Below are 15073 nucleotides of genomic sequence, written 5' to 3' on the forward strand. Positions count from 1 at the left end.
CCCGAAGGCCCTGGCCCCGGTCAGGGCCTTTCCTGCGGCCGGGCCTCGGGCTGCATCTGCGCATCGCGGGTCAGGCATTTGCGCGCCCAGGTGAAGAATTCCTCGGTGGACCGGCGTTCGGGAGCGGATTGGTCCTGGACAAACCAGTAGCTGTAGCGGGAGGCCATCCGGAAGGCAAAGGGCGCCACCAGACGCCCAGTCCTGATGTCATGTGCGGCCAGGGCAAAACGGCCGAGCGCCACGCCGTTACCGCCGATTGCGGATTCCAGCATGGTTGCGTCCTCGTCGAAGTGGATCTCGCCGGGATCACGCGGCCGCTCCAGGCCGGAGGCTGCAAACCAGTCGTCCCAGCTGTCCGGGTTGTCGCAGCACAGAAGGGTAACGCCGGACAGCGCTTGCGGCGAGGAAAGGTCCAGCTGGCGCGCGAGGCTCGGCGCCATCACCGGGGCGACGATCTCGTCGGCGATGCGGCGGGCCTGGACCGCCGGCCAGTTGCCGACACCATAGCGGATTGCCGCATCGACGCCGTCGCGCTGGAAATCCACCAGCTCGCGCGAGGCCGAGATGCGCAAGTTTGCGCTGCGCACCTCGCCCAGCATGTCCGACAGCCGCAGCGCCAGCCACTTGCTGGCGAGCGCGGGCAGCATCGAGATGGTCAGCGTATCCCGCGCCGCCGGGCTCTGGATGCTGTTCCAGGCGGTGTCGAGGATACCCGCGCTGCTGCGCACCGCTTCGGCAAGGCTCAGCGCCTCCGCTGTGGGGGCCAGGGTGCGGCCATGGCGGCAGAACAGCGGCTTGCCGAGCTGCTCCTCCAGATCCTTCAGACGGTGGCTGATGGCGGTTTGCGTGACCAGCAGCTCCCGCGCCGCCAGGGTGGCGCTGCCAAGCCGTACGGTCGCCTCCAGGGCGAGCAGCGCCTTCGAGGTCGGAAGCCTGTATGCAGTTTTGTTCATGTACCCATGAATAAATCAAATTTTGAGAACAGCAAATACCCGTTTAAGCAGAATTAAGGCCGTGTGTCGGGCGGCGGTAACGATCTCCTGCATCTGGGCGGACCAGGCGGGTGCCGCGGCTGCAAGGCTGCCGGGCCCAAGGCGGTGAAGTGCCCGGAGAACGCCCCGGCAGAGCAGGCGGACAAAGTGCGTGCGGGGCCTCTCCAGCCCCGGGTCAGGGAGTGTATCAGATGGCAGACCAAACCGCCGCAAAGACAACGCCTGCCAGCCTCTGGCCCAATTGGCCGGTGCTGGTCTGGATGATCCTCATCACCCTGCTGATCGGCCTTGTTGCGGGCTTTGGCGCGGGGGAGATCATTTCCACCTTCAACAGCGGCTGGGGCTACGCGGCGGGGGAGTTCGCGCTGATCCTCCTGCCCTCCTTTGCGATCGCCGCCGCCATCGACCGGCAGAAGATCGAGGTGCCGCAGGCGCTCTCGGTTGGCTTTGCGCCGGTGGCCGGGGCGGGGATGATCTGCCCGGACACCGCCTATGCGGCGCTGTCGCCGATGGTGCAGACGCGCAAGCTGTCGCTCGCGTTTGGCGCTTACGCGGGCTTCAAGCTGCTGTTTCCCGCGGGTCCCCTCATCGTTGCCACCAGCCTGGGCGTTGCCGATGCCCGGCTGCTGGCTTACTGCGCAGCGATCTTCGCGCCGGTCTGGGCCGCCGGTCTGATCTACGGCCGCCTGATCGAGCGGCGCCTGGGCTTTGGCGCCGGGGTGGCCGGGCGCAGCGCGGGTGCGGCGTCGCTGGAGCTTCTGTGGCCCTTCGCGCTCCTCGCCGGGCTGCTGGCCTGTGGTGCGCTCTTTGATTTCGGCTTCAACCCGTGGCTGGAATTCGCCACCAACCCCAAGGGCGCGCTGCTGCTGACCGCCGCCGCGGCGCTTGCCATGGTGCCGGGGGCTGAGCGCCGCGGATGCATCGATGCCGCTATCCGCCGCACCGGCTCGCTGCTGCTGATCATCGGGGCCGCCAGCGCCTTCAGCGCCTTTGTCACCGCCGTGGTGCCGGTGGCGGAAATCTTCACTGCCCAGAACGGCGCCGCGGCGCTGCTGACCCTCTTTGCGATGACGGCGCTGTTCAAGCTGCTGCAAGGCTCCAGCATGTCCACCTTTGCCGCGGCGGGCCCCGTCGCGGTTCCGATTGTCGCGGCCTCGCAGGTTTCGCCCGTGGCGGCAGTGCTGGCTATCTGCCTCGGTTCCTTTGTGGCGATCCTGCCCAACGACAGCTTCTACTGGCTGGTCCGCCGCAGCGCCCTGGCCGAGGAGCGCGAGGTCAGCGCCACCGCGATCCTGGCCGGCGGCTCGGTGCTGCAGGCGCTCCTAGGCCTTGCAGTGCTGCTCACCATGCAGGGGCTTGCCCTGATCTGATCCACCCCTCCCAAAACCGAGAGTTGACCATGGATATCAAACAGGCCGTTTTGCAAGGCTACAGTGACCGGATTGCCGCCGCCGATGGCGCGATGGGCACCGAGGCGGCGCAGGTCTGCCGCATGAACGACCACGACCCGGTACTGTTGAGAAACGTGCCGCAGGAGATCATCGCCCGCGATTACGGCTGCGGCAATCCCGCCCGCTTTGCCCGGCCGGGCGACGTGGTGCTGGATCTCGGCAGCGGCAGCGGCAAGATCTGCTACATCCTGGCCCAGATCGCAGGCCCGGAGGGCCGGGTTATCGGCGTCGACATGAACCGCGACATGCTTACTCTGGCACGCCGCCACCAGGCCGGGTTTGCCGCCGCCACCGGCCTCGACAATCTGCGTTTTGCCTGGGGGTCGATCGACGACCTTGCCAGCGATCTGGAACAGGTGGAGGCAACGGTCGCGGGCCGCAGGCTCGAGGGGCTGGAGGATTACGCGGCGCTGCAAGCCGCGCTGCAGGACCAGCGCCAGAACGCGCCGCTGATCGCCGATGCCTCGGTGGATCTGGTGGTCTCGAACTGCGTCATCAACCTCGTGGACACCGCCAGCAAGGACAATGTGCTGAAGGAGATCTACCGGGTGCTGCGCCCCGGCGGGCGGATCGCACTGTCGGACAATGTCTCCAACGTGGAAGTGCCGCAGGAGCTGCGGGACGATCCCGAGCTGTGGGTCGGCTGCTATTCCGGTGTCTACCAGGAACAGGCCTTCTACGCGGCGCTGCGCCGCGCGGGCTTCACCGGGCTCACCGTCACCGAACGTGCCGCGGTTCCGGAAAAGACCATCGGCGAGGTCACCTTCCAGTCGGTCACCGTGACGGCCGTCAAACCGCTGAGTGCCGGTCGGGAGACCGGGGAGGCCCCGGAAGTGCACCCGGTCATGTACAAGGGCCCTTGGGCCTCTGTCCGCGACGACGCCGGGACCTTTCTTGTCAGCGGTGAGGTGACCCGTGTGGACGCCCCCACGGCCCAACGGCTGCGGCAGGAGGTCTTTGCCGGGCAGCTGCACTTCCTCGACGATCCGGCAGAGCCTGCCCCCGCTGCAAGCTGCTGCGGCTAAGCCCCCCGTCTTCCAAGCCAACGATTTCACGCCAAGGGAACTCCAGAACATGCCCTCCTCCATCCTCGTGTCCATCTTCGAAGGCGGCTACCAGCCGCTCAACGCCCTCACCGGGCTGGCAGCGCTGCGCAACGCGGGCCACGACACCGATTTCCTCGACGCCTATGTCGAAGGCTACGACATCGAGCGGCTGAAGGCCTATGACACCATCATCTTCCCGGTGCCGCTCTACGACAGCCTGAATTCCGCCATCCAGCTCTCCAGGGAGCTGGACGCAGCCGGCTGCACCGCCGAGAAGGTGATGTTCGGCCAATATGCCACCATCAACGCCTCCTATCTGAGCGGGCGTTACGCCGACCACGTGGTGAGCGGCGAATGGGAGGTGCCGCTGGTCTCGCTGATGAACCGCAAGGCAGGCGGGCAGGAGCCGGTGGTCAACGTCTTCAGCCACGCCGCCTCGCCGGAACAGACGCTGCAGATGCTGAAGCTGCGCGGCACCATGGCCAAACCCCTGCGCCAGGCCGCGCCGCATCTGTCGAAATACCCGCAGCCGCATCTGACCAACCTGATGGGCGAGGAAAAGATCGTCGGCGGGCTGGAGCTGACCCGCGGCTGTCACCACAAGTGCACCTATTGCTCGGTCTATTCGGCTTATGACGGCAAGGTGCTGCTGGGCGACGTGGATCAGATCATCGAGGACATCGACGTGCTGGTTGAGCAGGGCATGGAGCACATGACCTTCATCGATGCCGAGTTCTTCAACGCCACCCGCCGCAGCTTCGACGCGCTGGCGCGCATTCATAAGCGCCACCCGGGGCTCACCTTCGATTTCACCACCCGGGTCGACCACATCCTGGAAAACCGCGACCGGCTGGGGGAGCTCCGCGAGCACGGCGTGCGGGTGATCACCTCGGCGCTGGAATTCCCCAAGGAGGAGGTGCTGCAGCAGGTCCGCAAGGAGGTCACGGTGGAGGATCTCAAGGAGTCGGTCCGCCTGGTGCAGGACTCGGGCATCGTCCTCAATCCTACCTTCATCATGTTCAACCCCTGGGTCGGGCTGGAGGATTTCCCCAGGTTCCACGATTTCCTGGTCGAAACCGGCATGGAGGATGCGGTGGATCCGGTGCAGTACGAAACTCGCCTGCACCTCTACAAGGGCTCGCCGCTGCTGAAGAACGACAGCATCCGCGCGCTGCGGCTGGAGGAGCAGGAATTCCACTACGATTGGTTCCACCCGGACCCGCGTGTCGACGAACTGTTCCGCGCCTCTGTCACGCCGGTGGAGGAAGGCCAGTTCAAGCGCTGCTGCCTGAAGTGCTGATCGGCGTGCACTGACTGAAGGGGCTGAAGGAAGGGGAACGTGATGAGAAAACTGGATGAACTGATCGCCAACGCCGCGAGATTGGCCGCGGAGCAGCCGGGCAAGGGCGAAGCGCTGGATTGGAATGGCGGCGCTCTGGCCGGGGCAATAGCGGAATGGCACTCCGTGCAGCTGGCCCGGCCGGGCCAGCGCCTCTTGATTGACGTGCCCGCCGCGGCGCTGCGCAGCTGTCCGGAGCTCGCCGCCAGCGCCCCCGCCTGGCTGGTGCAGACCGGCGGCGCGCCGGACGGGGCGACGGAGCTGCCCGAGGGCTGGCAGGTGTCGCGGCGGCTGCCCTCCGACCTCTTCACCCTGGAAGAGGCGCTGCTGGCCTGGCTGCCCAATGCAGGCTCGATGCTGGCGGTCCAGCAGGTGCTCCTGCAGCGGCAGGGCGGGGAGGCCTGGATTGGATCGGGCGCGCTGCGGCAGGTCATGGCGCCCTTCCTGCTCAACACCACCGGGGAGAGCCAGCTGCCTCTGGTGCTGGCGGAATGCGCCCGGGTGCTGGAGACGGGCGGCAGTTTCGAGACGCTGGTGCTTGCCGCGGACGAGCCGCTCAGCGGCGCGGAGATCCCCTGCGAAGGCCACCTCTGCCGCCACTTCCCGAAAGAAGATGAGATCGCGGACTTGCTGTTGCGGGCAGGTTTCCACGGGGTGACGCTGACCCCGGTTCTGGACCGCCCGGCGGTGATCACCGACGGCGCCGAGCTGCGCGCCTTTGCGCTCAGCGCCCATACCGGCACCAGGGGCGTCTGCCTGGAGCAGGGCGATGCTGCCGTCTATCTCGGCCCCTGGTCGCGGGTGGAGGACGACGACGGCCATGTCTACCCCCGCGGGGTGCGGATCGCGGTCTGCGCCAAGACTGCAGCGGTGCTGCAGCGCCCGCCCTATGCCGGCAGTTTCGCGATCATCCCGGCCTACGGGCGGCCGCCGCTTGAGGACGCTGCCTTGTTCGACTGCAGCCAGACCGCGGTGCGGCCGGTGGCGGAAACCAAGGGCCGCGCGCCGCTGGGCAGCTCCGGCAGGCTGGCGGCCGAATGCCGGGACGGGGACTGCGGATGCTGAGCCTAAAACGCGCCGCTGCAGGCACGGGGCAGGCAGGGGGCAGGCATGACGCAGCTTGAATCGGCCACCGCGCTGCTGGCCCGGCTGGTCTCCTTTCCCACGGTGTCGATGAGCAGCAATCTGGAGCTGATCGGCTTTGTGCAAAGCTGCCTGTCCGAACATGGCGTCACCTGCACACTGCTGCCCAACGCCGATGGCAGCAAGGCCGGTCTGATCGCCACCATCGGCCCGAACCGCCCCGGCGGCGTGGTGCTGTCGGGCCATACCGATGTGGTGCCGGTGGAGGGCCAGGACTGGTCCGCAGACCCCTGGGCCTTGCGCCATGAGGGCGGCCGCCTGCTGGGCCGCGGCGCCTGCGACATGAAGGGCTTCTGCGCGGCGGTCCTTGCCATGGTGCCGCAGTTTCAGGCCGCCGGTCTGAAGCGCCCGGTGCATATCGTCTTCAGCTATGACGAGGAAATCGGCTGTTTCGGGGTCCAGCCACTGATCGCGCACATGGCCGCCGGCATGCCGCCGCCGGAAGCGGTGATCGTAGGCGAGCCCACCGGCATGTCGATCGTGAACGGGCACAAGGGCACCTGGTCGCTGATGACCCGGGTGACCGGCTACGAGGTGCACAGTTCGATCTGCCACACTGGTGTCTCCGCCGTGATGGCCGCGGCGCGGCTGGTGTGCTGGCTGGAGGACCGGATGCTGGAAAACGCCCGCCAGGCCGAAGCCTCCGGGCAGGGGGGCGGCTTCTCCCCGCCCTATACCACGCTGCACGCAGGCCGCATCAAGGGCGGCACCTCGGGCAATGTCACCGCGGGCTATTGCAGCTTCCCTGCCGATATCCGGGTGATGCCGAGGGAGGACATGGACCGCTGGCTGTCGCGCTACCTGGACCGCACCAACTCGCTGCAGGCGGAATTGCAGAAAATCCGCCCCGAAGCCGGCATCACCGTGGAGGTGAAGGCGCGGGTGGCGGGCCTCGCGTCCGAACAGGACGGCGCGGCGGAGGCGCTGGTGCAGGCCCTCACCGGCGGCTGCGCGGCCGGCCAGGCGGGTTTCGGCAGCGAGGCCGGGCTGTTCCAGGAGGCGGGTTATTCCACCGTGATCTGCGGCCCCGGGTCAATGGCCCAGGCGCATCAGCCGGACGAATACCTGGAGGTGGCACAGCTGCAGGAGTGCCTTGGCTTTCTCGGCGCGCTGGCACGGCATCTCGCCGCATGAACGCAACACCAAAGACCGCCCCCGCAGGCGCGGGCGCAAGGTACTGACAGGAGAGACCACATGACAAGATCCCGACGCATGCTTGCCCTTGCAGCCCTGGCCGGCGGCCTGTTTGCTGCGCTTGGCAGCCCCGGAGCGCAGGCGCAGGATGTGCCGGATATCCGCCTCGCAGGCTCCAGCACAATCGCCCCGGTGATGCTGGAGATCGGCAAGCTGTATGAGGCGGGCGAGGGCAAGGCGCGGATCTTTGTCGAGACCGGCGGCAGCAGCAAGGGCATCGCCGACCTGCGCAAGGGGCTCACCGATGTCGCCATGGTCTCGCGCGAGCTCAAACCCTCGGAGGCCGATCTCACCGCTCATGTCATCGCCCGAGACGGCATCGCGGCGCTAATCCATGCGGAGAACCCGGTGCAAGAGATCAGCCGCGAAGAGCTGCGCGCCATCTTTACCGGGGAGCTTTCGAACTGGTCGCAGGCGGGCGGGCCGGACCGGGAGATCATCGTGGTCTCCAAGGGCGAGGGCAGTGCCACCTCGGTGGTGCTGAACAAGTTCCTCGGGGTCACCGCGGATCAGATCAAGGGAGATCTGGTCGCCGCCGAAAACGCCCAGATGATCAAGACCGTATCGCTCACCCCGGACAGCATCGGCTATGTCTCGATCGGGGCGGCGATGATCGACATCAGCTTTGGCGTGCCGGTCAAGCTGATTGCGCTGGGCGAGGTGCCTGCGACTTTGGAGAACGTGGCCGATGGCAGCTACAAGGCGACGCGCCCGCTCAACCTGGTGACAACCGGGGCGGAGGCGGCAGAGCTGAAGGCGCTGGTCGGCTTCAGCAAGTCCGAAGCCGTCAGTGGCATCATCCGCGATCTGTCCTACACGCCGGTCAGCCAGTGAGCGTGCCACTGAGCGCAGAGGCGGCATATGCGGCGCAAGCCGGGCGCCCGGGCGCCGGGCCGCGCGCGCCGCTGGCCGAGCGCCTGCTGCGGGCCGTTCTTGCCACGGTTTTTGCATTGGGCTGCCTGACGGTGCTGGTAGTGGCGTGGGTTATCCTGCGCGGCGCCGCGCCGGCTCTCGCGGCGATTCCGCTGCTGCAGTTCCTCACCGACCCGGACTGGTATCCCACCCGCGGGCTTTTCGACCTGAAGCCGATGCTTGCGGGCAGCCTGCTGGCCTCACTCGGCGCGGTGGCGATTGCTACGCCGGTGAGCGTCATGCTTGCCGCGGCAATGCAATTCTTTCTCGCCCCGCTTGCCGCCGCGGCGCTGCGGCGCGGGCTGTTTGTCATGGCAGCGATGCCGACCGTGATACTCGGCTTCTGGGGGCTGACCCAGGTGGTGCCCCTGGCCGCCCGCGCAGCGCCTCCGGGCTTCGCCCTGATCAGCGGTATACTGGTGCTGGCGCTGATGATCGTGCCCACAACGGCGCTGCTGATCGACACCGCGCTTGCGAAACTGCCGCGGCCGATGCTGCATGGCGCCCTGGCGCTGGGCGCGGCGCCTGGGCTCGCCTGCTTTTCGATGGCGATGGTGGTGGTCCGCCGGGCGGTGCTGTCGGCGGCACTTCTGGGGTTGGGCCGCGCCTTGGGCGAGACCATCGTGGTGTTGATGGTGACCGGCAACAAGGCCGAACTGCCGCAGGGCCTGTTCGATCCCATCCGCACCCTCACGGCCAATGTGGCCCTTGAGATGGGCTATGCCGAGCCGCTGCACGGATCGGTGCTGTTCCTGAGCGTGCTGATCCTGTTTGCGCTGGCCACCGGGCTGGCACTGCTGATCTACCTGCTCGATGCCGGCCCCCCCACGCAGGTGGATGTCTGAGATGGCCGTCCGAAGACCCCCTGTGCCCAGCCGCAGCCTCACGGAACGGCTGACCGCGCTTGCCTTCTACGCCGTGAGCGCAATCGTGTGCCTGGTCTACGGCAAGATCGTCTTCGACATCGCGGTGCAGGGGCTGGGACAGAGCAACCTCGCCTACCTGAGCGAAGCGCCGCGCCATTCGGGCAGGGCCGGCGGGGTGTTTCCCATCCTGGTCTCCACGCTTGCGGTGCTGGGGATCGCGGTGGCGGCGGCACTGCCGGTCAGCCTGGCGCTGGCACTTTTCGTGACCGAGTACCTGCCCGCGGGCGGGCGCGCGGTGCGGCTGTTCCGGGCCAGCATGCTGGTGCTGGCCAGCGTGCCTTCGATCGCCTTTGGCCTCTTCGGCAGCAGCTTCTTTGCGCAGGCGCTGGGCTTGGGCACCTCGCTCTTGACCGGTGGGCTCACGCTGGCAGTGATGATCCTGCCGATCTGCGCATTCGCTTTCGAGGAGGTGTTCCGCCTGCTGCCCGCCGGCTACCGCAGCGGCGCCTATGCGCTGGGCGCGGGCAAGGCGCGGTTCATCTTCCGCATCCTGATCCCTGCCTGCGCGCCGGAGATCATCACCGTTCTGCTCTTGGGCAGCGGACGGGCGCTGGCCGAGACTGCGGCGCTGATGTTCACCAGCGGCTATTCTGACCGGATGCCCGATAGCCTGCTCGACCCGGGCCGGGTGCTGTCGATCCACATCTATGACCTCGCGATGAACATTCCGGGCGGCGATAGCCGCGCCGCGGCCGCCGCGCTGCTGCTGATTGCGCTGTTTTTGCTGATCAGCTCGGCCGGGATGTTCTTTTCCACCCGCGCCAGGCGCTGAACTCAGGGAGCTTGCCTCATGCCGTCAACCACCGTCCTTCAGGCCCGGGCGCCCGCCGCCTCCGCATCGCCTGCGCCGCGCGCCCTGCCGGACATTCCGGTGCTGGAAGCCGAAGGCCTCACCGTCACGCTGGAGGGCCGCCAGATCCTGCGCGACGTCAGCCTGACGCTGCACCGCAACGAGATCCTGGCGGTAATCGGCCCGTCCGGCTGCGGCAAGTCCACTTTTGTCACCACGCTGAACCGGATGATCGAGCACACCTTGCCGGCAGCGCAGGTTACCGGCCGGATCACCCTCAACGGCGCGCAGATCTATCCCTCCAGCGTGCCGCCCGCCGCGCTGCGCAACCGCATCGCCATGGTGTTTCAGCGCCCCAATCCGTTTCCCTTCTCGATCCGCAAAAACATGGAATTCGCGCTCAAGGCGGCAGGCGACCGCAACCGCGCGGACTACGGCGCGAAGATCGAGACCGCCCTTCGCGCGGTCAACCTGTGGCGCAGCCTCAAGGACCGGCTGCAAGACCGCGCCACCAATCTTTCGGGCGGCGAGCAACAGCGGCTGTGCATCGCCCGCGCCCTGCTCAGCGACCCCGACGTGATTCTGTTCGACGAGCCCTGCAGCGCGCTTGATCCGATCTCCTGCACCGCGATCGAGCGGCTTATCCACGACCTGCGCCAGCGCTGCGCAGTGATCGTGGTCACCCACAACCTGGCCCAGGCGCGCCGGGTCTCGGACCGCTGCGCCTTCTTCTGGCAGCAGGGCGGCACCGGCGTGGTGCTGGAAACCGGCCCGACAGAGGCAATGATGACGGGCGCGCAGAATGAAATCACCCGCGCCTATATCAACGGCGAATTCTGCTGAAAATGGAAGACCATAGGAAGGAGCCAGCCATGCTGCGCGCCATCAGGCAAGCCCGGCCCGAGGACGCCGGAGAGATCGCGGAGATCACCAACCGGATGATCCTGGACACGCTGATCACCTTCGCGTCGGAGGAGAAGACCGCAGAACAGATCGCCGAAACCATAGAAGAGCGCGGGCCGCGGTTCCTGGTCGCGGATTTTGCAGGCCAGGTCTGCGGCTTTGCGACATACGGAGCCTTTCGGGGCGGCAGCGGCTACCGCCACACCAAGGAACACAGCATCCAGCTGGCCCCTTTTGCCCAACGGCGCGGGCTGGGGCAGTCGCTGATGGCCTGCCTTGAAGAGGTTGCCCGCCGTGAGGAGGTGCATGTGCTGGTGGCCGGCATCAGCGGCGCGAACCCGGGCGCGGTGGCCTTTCACGCGGCCATGGGCTTTGCCGAGGCCGGCCGGGTGCCGCAGGCCGGGCGCAAGTGGGACCAGTGGCTGGATCTGGTGCTGATGCAGAAGCAGCTGTGAGGCCCCCCGGGCCGCCTGTTTCGTTCGAGCCCCTTGCTGCCCTTACCCTGCCTGTTTTTTAGACATGATCGGGCGCAGCCGCTGAAGATTTCAGCGCAGGCTCCGGCAGTTGCTTATGCAAGCGCCCCGGCATGGTCTCTCCGCCTGCGGTCTGATCAAGGATAAGCCAAAGGAAACCGGGGGACCGCACGATTTCTGCCATCGCCACAGCTGCCATTCCGGACGCCGCCGAAGCGCCGCCGCGCTCGCGGGGGGCGCTGCTGCTATCGGTGAAACAGGCGGGGCGGAACTCGGGGCTGGACCGCCTCCGCAGCTCGGGCGCGATGAAGGCGCTGTTCCCGCGCCCGCGGGACAACGGCATAGAGGCGATCCTGATCAACACTTCGGGCGGGCTGACTGGCGGCGACCGCATCGGCGTGGAGGCGCGGGCGGGCCGGGGCAGCAGTCTGACGCTCACCACCCAGGCGGCTGAACGCGCCTACCGGGCAGAGGCGGGCGAGGCCGTGGTCACCACCCGGCTGGAGGCCGGAAGCGGCGCCGAACTGATGTGGCTGCCGCAGGAGCTGATCCTTTTCGAAGGCTCCGCGCTCTCCCGCACCCTGACGGTGTCGCTGGCGCCGGATGCCCGGTTCCTGATGGCCGAAGCCGTGATCTTCGGCCGCGCCGCCATGGGCGAGCAGCTGCGCAATATCCGCCTGCGCGACCGGGTGCGCATCACCCGCGGCGGCGTGCCGGCGTACCGCGATGGCGTGGACATCACCGGCGATGCGCTCACCCACATGGCGCGCCGCGTCACCGGTGCCGGGGCGGGGGCGATGGCGAGCCTCATCTATGCCGGGCCTGACGCCGAAGCGCAGCTCGACCCGCTGCGCCGCCACCTGCCCGCCACCGGCGGGGCCAGCCTGCTGGCACCGGATCTGCTGGCGGCGCGCATTCTGGCCGCCGACGGCTTTGCACTGCGCCAGGCGCTGATCCCCATTCTGGACCGTCTCAGCCGCAACCGGCTGCCTGCCTCCTGGAGATTGTGACGATGAATCTGACCCCTAGGGAAAAAGACAAGCTCATGGTGGCAATGGCCGCCGAAGTGGCACGCCGCCGCCTGGCGCGGGGCGTGAAGCTCAACCACCCGGAGGCCATTGCCCTCATTGCCGATGCAGTGGCGGAAGGCGCGCGGGACGGGCGTTCGGTGGCCGATATGATGGAAGCGGGTGCCGCGGTCATCACCCGCGCCGACTGCATGGAGGGCGTGCCCGAGATGATCCGCGAAGTCCAGGTCGAGGCGACCTTTCCCGATGGCACCAAGCTGGTGACCGTCCACAACCCGATCCGCTGAAGGAGACAGAGATGAGGAAACCGGCCCCCGCCCTGATCGCCGCCGCCGCGGCCATCACGGCACCCGCAACAGCACAGGCCGATGCGGGCGCGCACCTGCACCCCCATGCCGCGGAAAGCTGGCTGGCCGCCGCCGCTCTCTCCGGCCTCTGCGTGCCGCTGGCAGCCATGGCGCTGCGCCGGGTCTTTGCTTCGCGGCGGGGGAGACACAGGGCGGGGCACCGGACGGGGCGGCGCTCATGATCCCGGGCGAAATCTTTCCCGCGCCAGGTGCGCTGACATTGAACGAGGGCGCCCCGGTGCTCACGCTGATGGTGGCCAACACCGGCGACCGGCCGGTGCAGGTGGGCTCGCATTACCACTTTGCGGAGGCCAACCCTGCGCTGCACTTTGACCGGGACGCTGCCCGCGGCAGTCGGCTGAATATTGCCGCCGGCACCGCGGTGCGGTTCGAGCCGGGGCAGCGCCGTGAGGTTCAGCTGATTGAAATCCAGGGTGGAAGGCGCATCTATGGATTCAATCAAATGATCATGGGTGCGTTATGAAGTACGATTTTTACACCGATCCTTTCGCGATGCTGAAATTTCAGACCCAAGCGGCGCTGACGGCGATGGAGGCCAGCGCGGTGATCTGGATGCGGGTCATGGGCTGGGCCGGGGTCTGGTCGGTCCTGCCCAGTGAAAACTCCCGCATGGTGACGGAAAAGAAGAAGGCGTTCCATCAGGCCGGCACCAAGCTGGTTCTCGGCACGATGAAGGGGCAGGATGCCGCCAAGACACTTTCCCAGGCAATCAAGCCGGTCCGCCGCACCACCAAGTCCAACGCCAGCCGGCTGGCCAAGCGCGGCCCGAAGAGAAAGTAGCATCAAAGATGCCTGCGACGATCAAACGCGCCGATTACGCCGCGATGTTCGGCCCCACCACGGGCGACCGGCTGCGGCTGGCCGACACTGACCTGATCATCGAGGTCGAGCGCGATCTCACCGGCCCTTACGGCGAGGAGGTGAAGTTCGGCGGCGGCAAGGTGATCCGCGACGGCATGGGCCAGTCCCAGGCCACCCGCGCCGAAGGGGCGGCGGACACTGTGATCACAAATGCGCTGATCATCGACCACAGCGGTATATACAAGGCCGATGTCGGGCTGAAGGACGCGCGGATCCTCAGGATCGGCAAGGCGGGCAACCCCGACACCCAGCCGGGGGTGGAGATCATCGTGGGGCCGGGCACCGAGGTAATCGCGGGCGAGGGCCGCATCCTGACCGCGGGCGGGTTCGACAGCCACATCCACTTCATCTGCCCGCAGCAGATTGAGGAGGCGCTGCATTCCGGCCTCACCACCATGCTGGGCGGGGGCACCGGGCCAGCCCATGGGACACTGGCCACCACCTGCACCCCCGGTGCCTGGCACCTTGGCCGCATGCTGCAGGCCGCGGACGCCTTCCCGATGAACCTGGCCTTCGCCGGGAAGGGCAATGCCAGCCTGCCGGCCGCGCTGGAGGAGCAGATCCTGGCCGGCGCCTGCGCAATGAAGCTGCACGAAGACTGGGGCTCCACCCCCGCGGCCATCGACTGCTGCCTGTCGGTCGCGGATGCGATGGACGTGCAGGTGATGATCCACAGCGACACGCTGAACGAAAGCGGCTTTGTCGAGCAGACGCTGGCGGCGATCAAGGGCCGCACCATCCATGCCTTCCACACCGAGGGCGCGGGCGGCGGCCATGCGCCGGACATCATCCGCATCTGCGGCGAGGACCACGTGCTGCCGTCTTCGACCAACCCGACGCGGCCCTTCACGGTGAACACGGTGGACGAGCATCTGGACATGCTGATGGTCTGCCACCACCTCGACAAGTCGATCCCCGAGGACGTGGCCTTTGCCGAAAGCCGCATCCGGCGCGAGACCATCGCCGCGGAGGACATCCTGCACGACATGGGGGCGTTCTCGATCATCGCGTCGGACAGCCAGGCGATGGGCCGGGTGGGGGAGGTGCTGATCCGCACCTGGCAGACCGCCGACAAGATGAAGAAGCAGCGCGGCCGCCTGGCCGAGGAGCAGGGCAGCAACGACAACTTCCGCGTCCGCCGCTATATCGCGAAATACACCATCAACCCCGCCATCGCGCATGGGCTCGCGCATGAGATCGGCTCGGTCGAGGAGGGCAAGCGCGCGGACCTTGTGCTGTGGGATCCGGCCTTCTTCGGTGTGAAGCCGGAGATGGTGCTGCTGGGCGGCAGTATCGCGATGGCGCAGATGGGCGACCCCAACGCCTCGATCCCGACGCCGCAGCCGGTCTATTCGCGGCCGATGTTCGCAAGCTACGGCCGGTCGGTGGAGAACTCGGCGGTGACCTTCGTCTCCGGCGCGGCGCTGGCCGATGGCATCGGCGAGAGGCTCGGGCTCGCCAAGACGCTTCTGGCGGTGGAAAACACCCGCAATATCGGCAAGGCGGACCTGAAGCTGAACAGCGCAACCCCCAAGGTGGTTGTTAACCCGGAGACCTATGAGGTGCGCGCGGACGGTGAGCTGCTGACCTGCCAGCCCGCCACGGAACTCCCCATGGCACAACGCTATTTCCTGTATTGAGGCCCGC

17 protein-coding genes are annotated in these 15073 nt (G+C 67.4%); 16 read left to right on the forward strand and 1 reads right to left on the reverse strand.

Translation table 11 applies throughout. From position 1 onward, the window contains the following. Positions 1–20 precede the first annotated feature (20 nt). The gene (locus ACOHX0_RS09735) at positions 21–953 is read right to left on the reverse strand and encodes a LysR substrate-binding domain-containing protein (RefSeq protein WP_420676488.1); all 933 of its coding nucleotides are present in this window, start codon (positions 951–953) and stop codon (positions 21–23) included. Between the two features lie 230 nt (positions 954–1183). Between ACOHX0_RS09735 and arsQ the strand changes: the two genes are divergently transcribed. The 16 genes from arsQ to ureC all read left to right on the forward strand — a co-directional run bounded on the left by arsQ (position 1184) and on the right by ureC (position 15066). Then, positions 1184–2362, forward strand: a complete 1179-nt coding sequence (gene arsQ, locus ACOHX0_RS09740; RefSeq protein WP_420676489.1) for an arsinothricin export permease ArsQ — start codon at positions 1184–1186, stop codon at positions 2360–2362. Positions 2363–2391: 29 nt separating this feature from the next. Next, on the forward strand, positions 2392–3468 hold the full coding sequence (locus ACOHX0_RS09745; protein WP_420676490.1) for a methyltransferase domain-containing protein: 1077 nt from the start codon (positions 2392–2394) through the stop codon (positions 3466–3468). A 49-nt stretch (positions 3469–3517) separates the two neighbouring features. Continuing rightward, the gene (gene arsL / locus ACOHX0_RS09750) at positions 3518–4789 is read left to right on the forward strand and encodes an arsinothricin biosynthesis radical SAM protein ArsL (protein ID WP_420676491.1); all 1272 of its coding nucleotides are present in this window, start codon (positions 3518–3520) and stop codon (positions 4787–4789) included. A 42-nt stretch (positions 4790–4831) separates the two neighbouring features. Then, a complete protein-coding gene (locus ACOHX0_RS09755) occupies positions 4832–5893 on the forward strand; it encodes a hypothetical protein (protein WP_420676492.1) in 1062 nt (353 codons plus the stop codon). A gap of 45 nt (positions 5894–5938) precedes the next feature. Further along, positions 5939–7105 (forward strand): acetylornithine deacetylase, encoded by a 1167-nt coding sequence (argE, locus tag ACOHX0_RS09760; RefSeq protein WP_420676493.1) that lies wholly within the window; start codon positions 5939–5941, stop codon positions 7103–7105. A gap of 60 nt (positions 7106–7165) precedes the next feature. Further along, positions 7166–7999 carry a phosphate ABC transporter substrate-binding protein gene (locus ACOHX0_RS09765; protein ID WP_420676494.1) on the forward strand — a complete coding sequence of 278 codons (834 nt, stop codon included), beginning with the start codon at positions 7166–7168 and terminating at the stop codon, positions 7997–7999. Continuing rightward, on the forward strand, positions 7996–8922 hold the full coding sequence (locus tag ACOHX0_RS09770) for a PstC family ABC transporter permease (protein ID WP_420676495.1): 927 nt from the start codon (positions 7996–7998) through the stop codon (positions 8920–8922). Before ACOHX0_RS09765 ends, ACOHX0_RS09770 begins: the two co-directional genes overlap by 4 nt. Before the next feature lie 22 nt (positions 8923–8944). After that, positions 8945–9775, forward strand: a complete 831-nt coding sequence (locus ACOHX0_RS09775) for a PstA family ABC transporter permease (RefSeq protein ID WP_420676496.1) — start codon at positions 8945–8947, stop codon at positions 9773–9775. An 18-nt stretch (positions 9776–9793) separates the two neighbouring features. After that, positions 9794–10636 carry a phosphate ABC transporter ATP-binding protein gene (locus ACOHX0_RS09780; RefSeq protein WP_420676497.1) on the forward strand — a complete coding sequence of 281 codons (843 nt, stop codon included), beginning with the start codon at positions 9794–9796 and terminating at the stop codon, positions 10634–10636. A gap of 29 nt (positions 10637–10665) precedes the next feature. Further along, on the forward strand, positions 10666–11151 hold the full coding sequence (locus tag ACOHX0_RS09785; RefSeq protein WP_420676498.1) for a GNAT family N-acetyltransferase: 486 nt from the start codon (positions 10666–10668) through the stop codon (positions 11149–11151). Between the two features lie 269 nt (positions 11152–11420). After that, the gene (locus ACOHX0_RS09790) at positions 11421–12179 is read left to right on the forward strand and encodes an urease accessory protein UreD (protein WP_420676499.1); all 759 of its coding nucleotides are present in this window, start codon (positions 11421–11423) and stop codon (positions 12177–12179) included. A 2-nt stretch (positions 12180–12181) separates the two neighbouring features. Beyond that, entirely contained in the window at positions 12182–12484 is a 303-nt protein-coding gene (locus ACOHX0_RS09795) for an urease subunit gamma (RefSeq protein WP_420676500.1), read from the forward strand. A gap of 11 nt (positions 12485–12495) precedes the next feature. Next, positions 12496–12726 carry a hypothetical protein gene (locus ACOHX0_RS09800; protein WP_420676501.1) on the forward strand — a complete coding sequence of 77 codons (231 nt, stop codon included), beginning with the start codon at positions 12496–12498 and terminating at the stop codon, positions 12724–12726. Continuing rightward, positions 12723–13028 carry an urease subunit beta gene (locus ACOHX0_RS09805; RefSeq protein ID WP_420676502.1) on the forward strand — a complete coding sequence of 102 codons (306 nt, stop codon included), beginning with the start codon at positions 12723–12725 and terminating at the stop codon, positions 13026–13028. The genes ACOHX0_RS09800 and ACOHX0_RS09805 overlap by 4 nt, the downstream gene beginning before the upstream one ends. Continuing rightward, a complete protein-coding gene (locus tag ACOHX0_RS09810; protein WP_420676503.1) occupies positions 13025–13345 on the forward strand; it encodes an antifreeze protein in 321 nt (106 codons plus the stop codon). Before ACOHX0_RS09805 ends, ACOHX0_RS09810 begins: the two co-directional genes overlap by 4 nt. 8 nt (positions 13346–13353) lie before the next feature. After that, positions 13354–15066, forward strand: a complete 1713-nt coding sequence (ureC, locus tag ACOHX0_RS09815; RefSeq protein ID WP_420676504.1) for an urease subunit alpha — start codon at positions 13354–13356, stop codon at positions 15064–15066. Positions 15067–15073: the final 7 nt, after the last annotated feature.

Origin of the sequence: Cribrihabitans pelagius (assembly GCF_048820915.1) — a bacterium.
Classification (GTDB): domain Bacteria; phylum Pseudomonadota; class Alphaproteobacteria; order Rhodobacterales; family Rhodobacteraceae; genus Cribrihabitans_A; species Cribrihabitans_A pelagius.

Coding starts and splice junctions, on each gene's coding strand:
- ACOHX0_RS09755 (WP_420676492.1), top strand. CDS start 4,832: ATGAGAAAACTGGATGAACTGATCGCCAACGCCGCGAGATTGGCCGCG.
- ureC (WP_420676504.1), top strand. CDS start 13,354: ATGCCTGCGACGATCAAACGCGCCGATTACGCCGCGATGTTCGGCCCC.
- arsL (WP_420676491.1), top strand. CDS start 3,518: ATGCCCTCCTCCATCCTCGTGTCCATCTTCGAAGGCGGCTACCAGCCG.
- arsQ (WP_420676489.1), top strand. CDS start 1,184: ATGGCAGACCAAACCGCCGCAAAGACAACGCCTGCCAGCCTCTGGCCC.
- ACOHX0_RS09800 (WP_420676501.1), top strand. CDS start 12,496: ATGAGGAAACCGGCCCCCGCCCTGATCGCCGCCGCCGCGGCCATCACG.
- argE (WP_420676493.1), top strand. CDS start 5,939: ATGACGCAGCTTGAATCGGCCACCGCGCTGCTGGCCCGGCTGGTCTCC.
- ACOHX0_RS09785 (WP_420676498.1), top strand. CDS start 10,666: ATGCTGCGCGCCATCAGGCAAGCCCGGCCCGAGGACGCCGGAGAGATC.
- ACOHX0_RS09805 (WP_420676502.1), top strand. CDS start 12,723: ATGATCCCGGGCGAAATCTTTCCCGCGCCAGGTGCGCTGACATTGAAC.
- ACOHX0_RS09780 (WP_420676497.1), top strand. CDS start 9,794: ATGCCGTCAACCACCGTCCTTCAGGCCCGGGCGCCCGCCGCCTCCGCA.
- ACOHX0_RS09795 (WP_420676500.1), top strand. CDS start 12,182: ATGAATCTGACCCCTAGGGAAAAAGACAAGCTCATGGTGGCAATGGCC.
- ACOHX0_RS09735 (WP_420676488.1), bottom strand. CDS start 953: ATGAACAAAACTGCATACAGGCTTCCGACCTCGAAGGCGCTGCTCGCC.
- ACOHX0_RS09810 (WP_420676503.1), top strand. CDS start 13,025: ATGAAGTACGATTTTTACACCGATCCTTTCGCGATGCTGAAATTTCAG.
- ACOHX0_RS09765 (WP_420676494.1), top strand. CDS start 7,166: ATGACAAGATCCCGACGCATGCTTGCCCTTGCAGCCCTGGCCGGCGGC.
- ACOHX0_RS09745 (WP_420676490.1), top strand. CDS start 2,392: ATGGATATCAAACAGGCCGTTTTGCAAGGCTACAGTGACCGGATTGCC.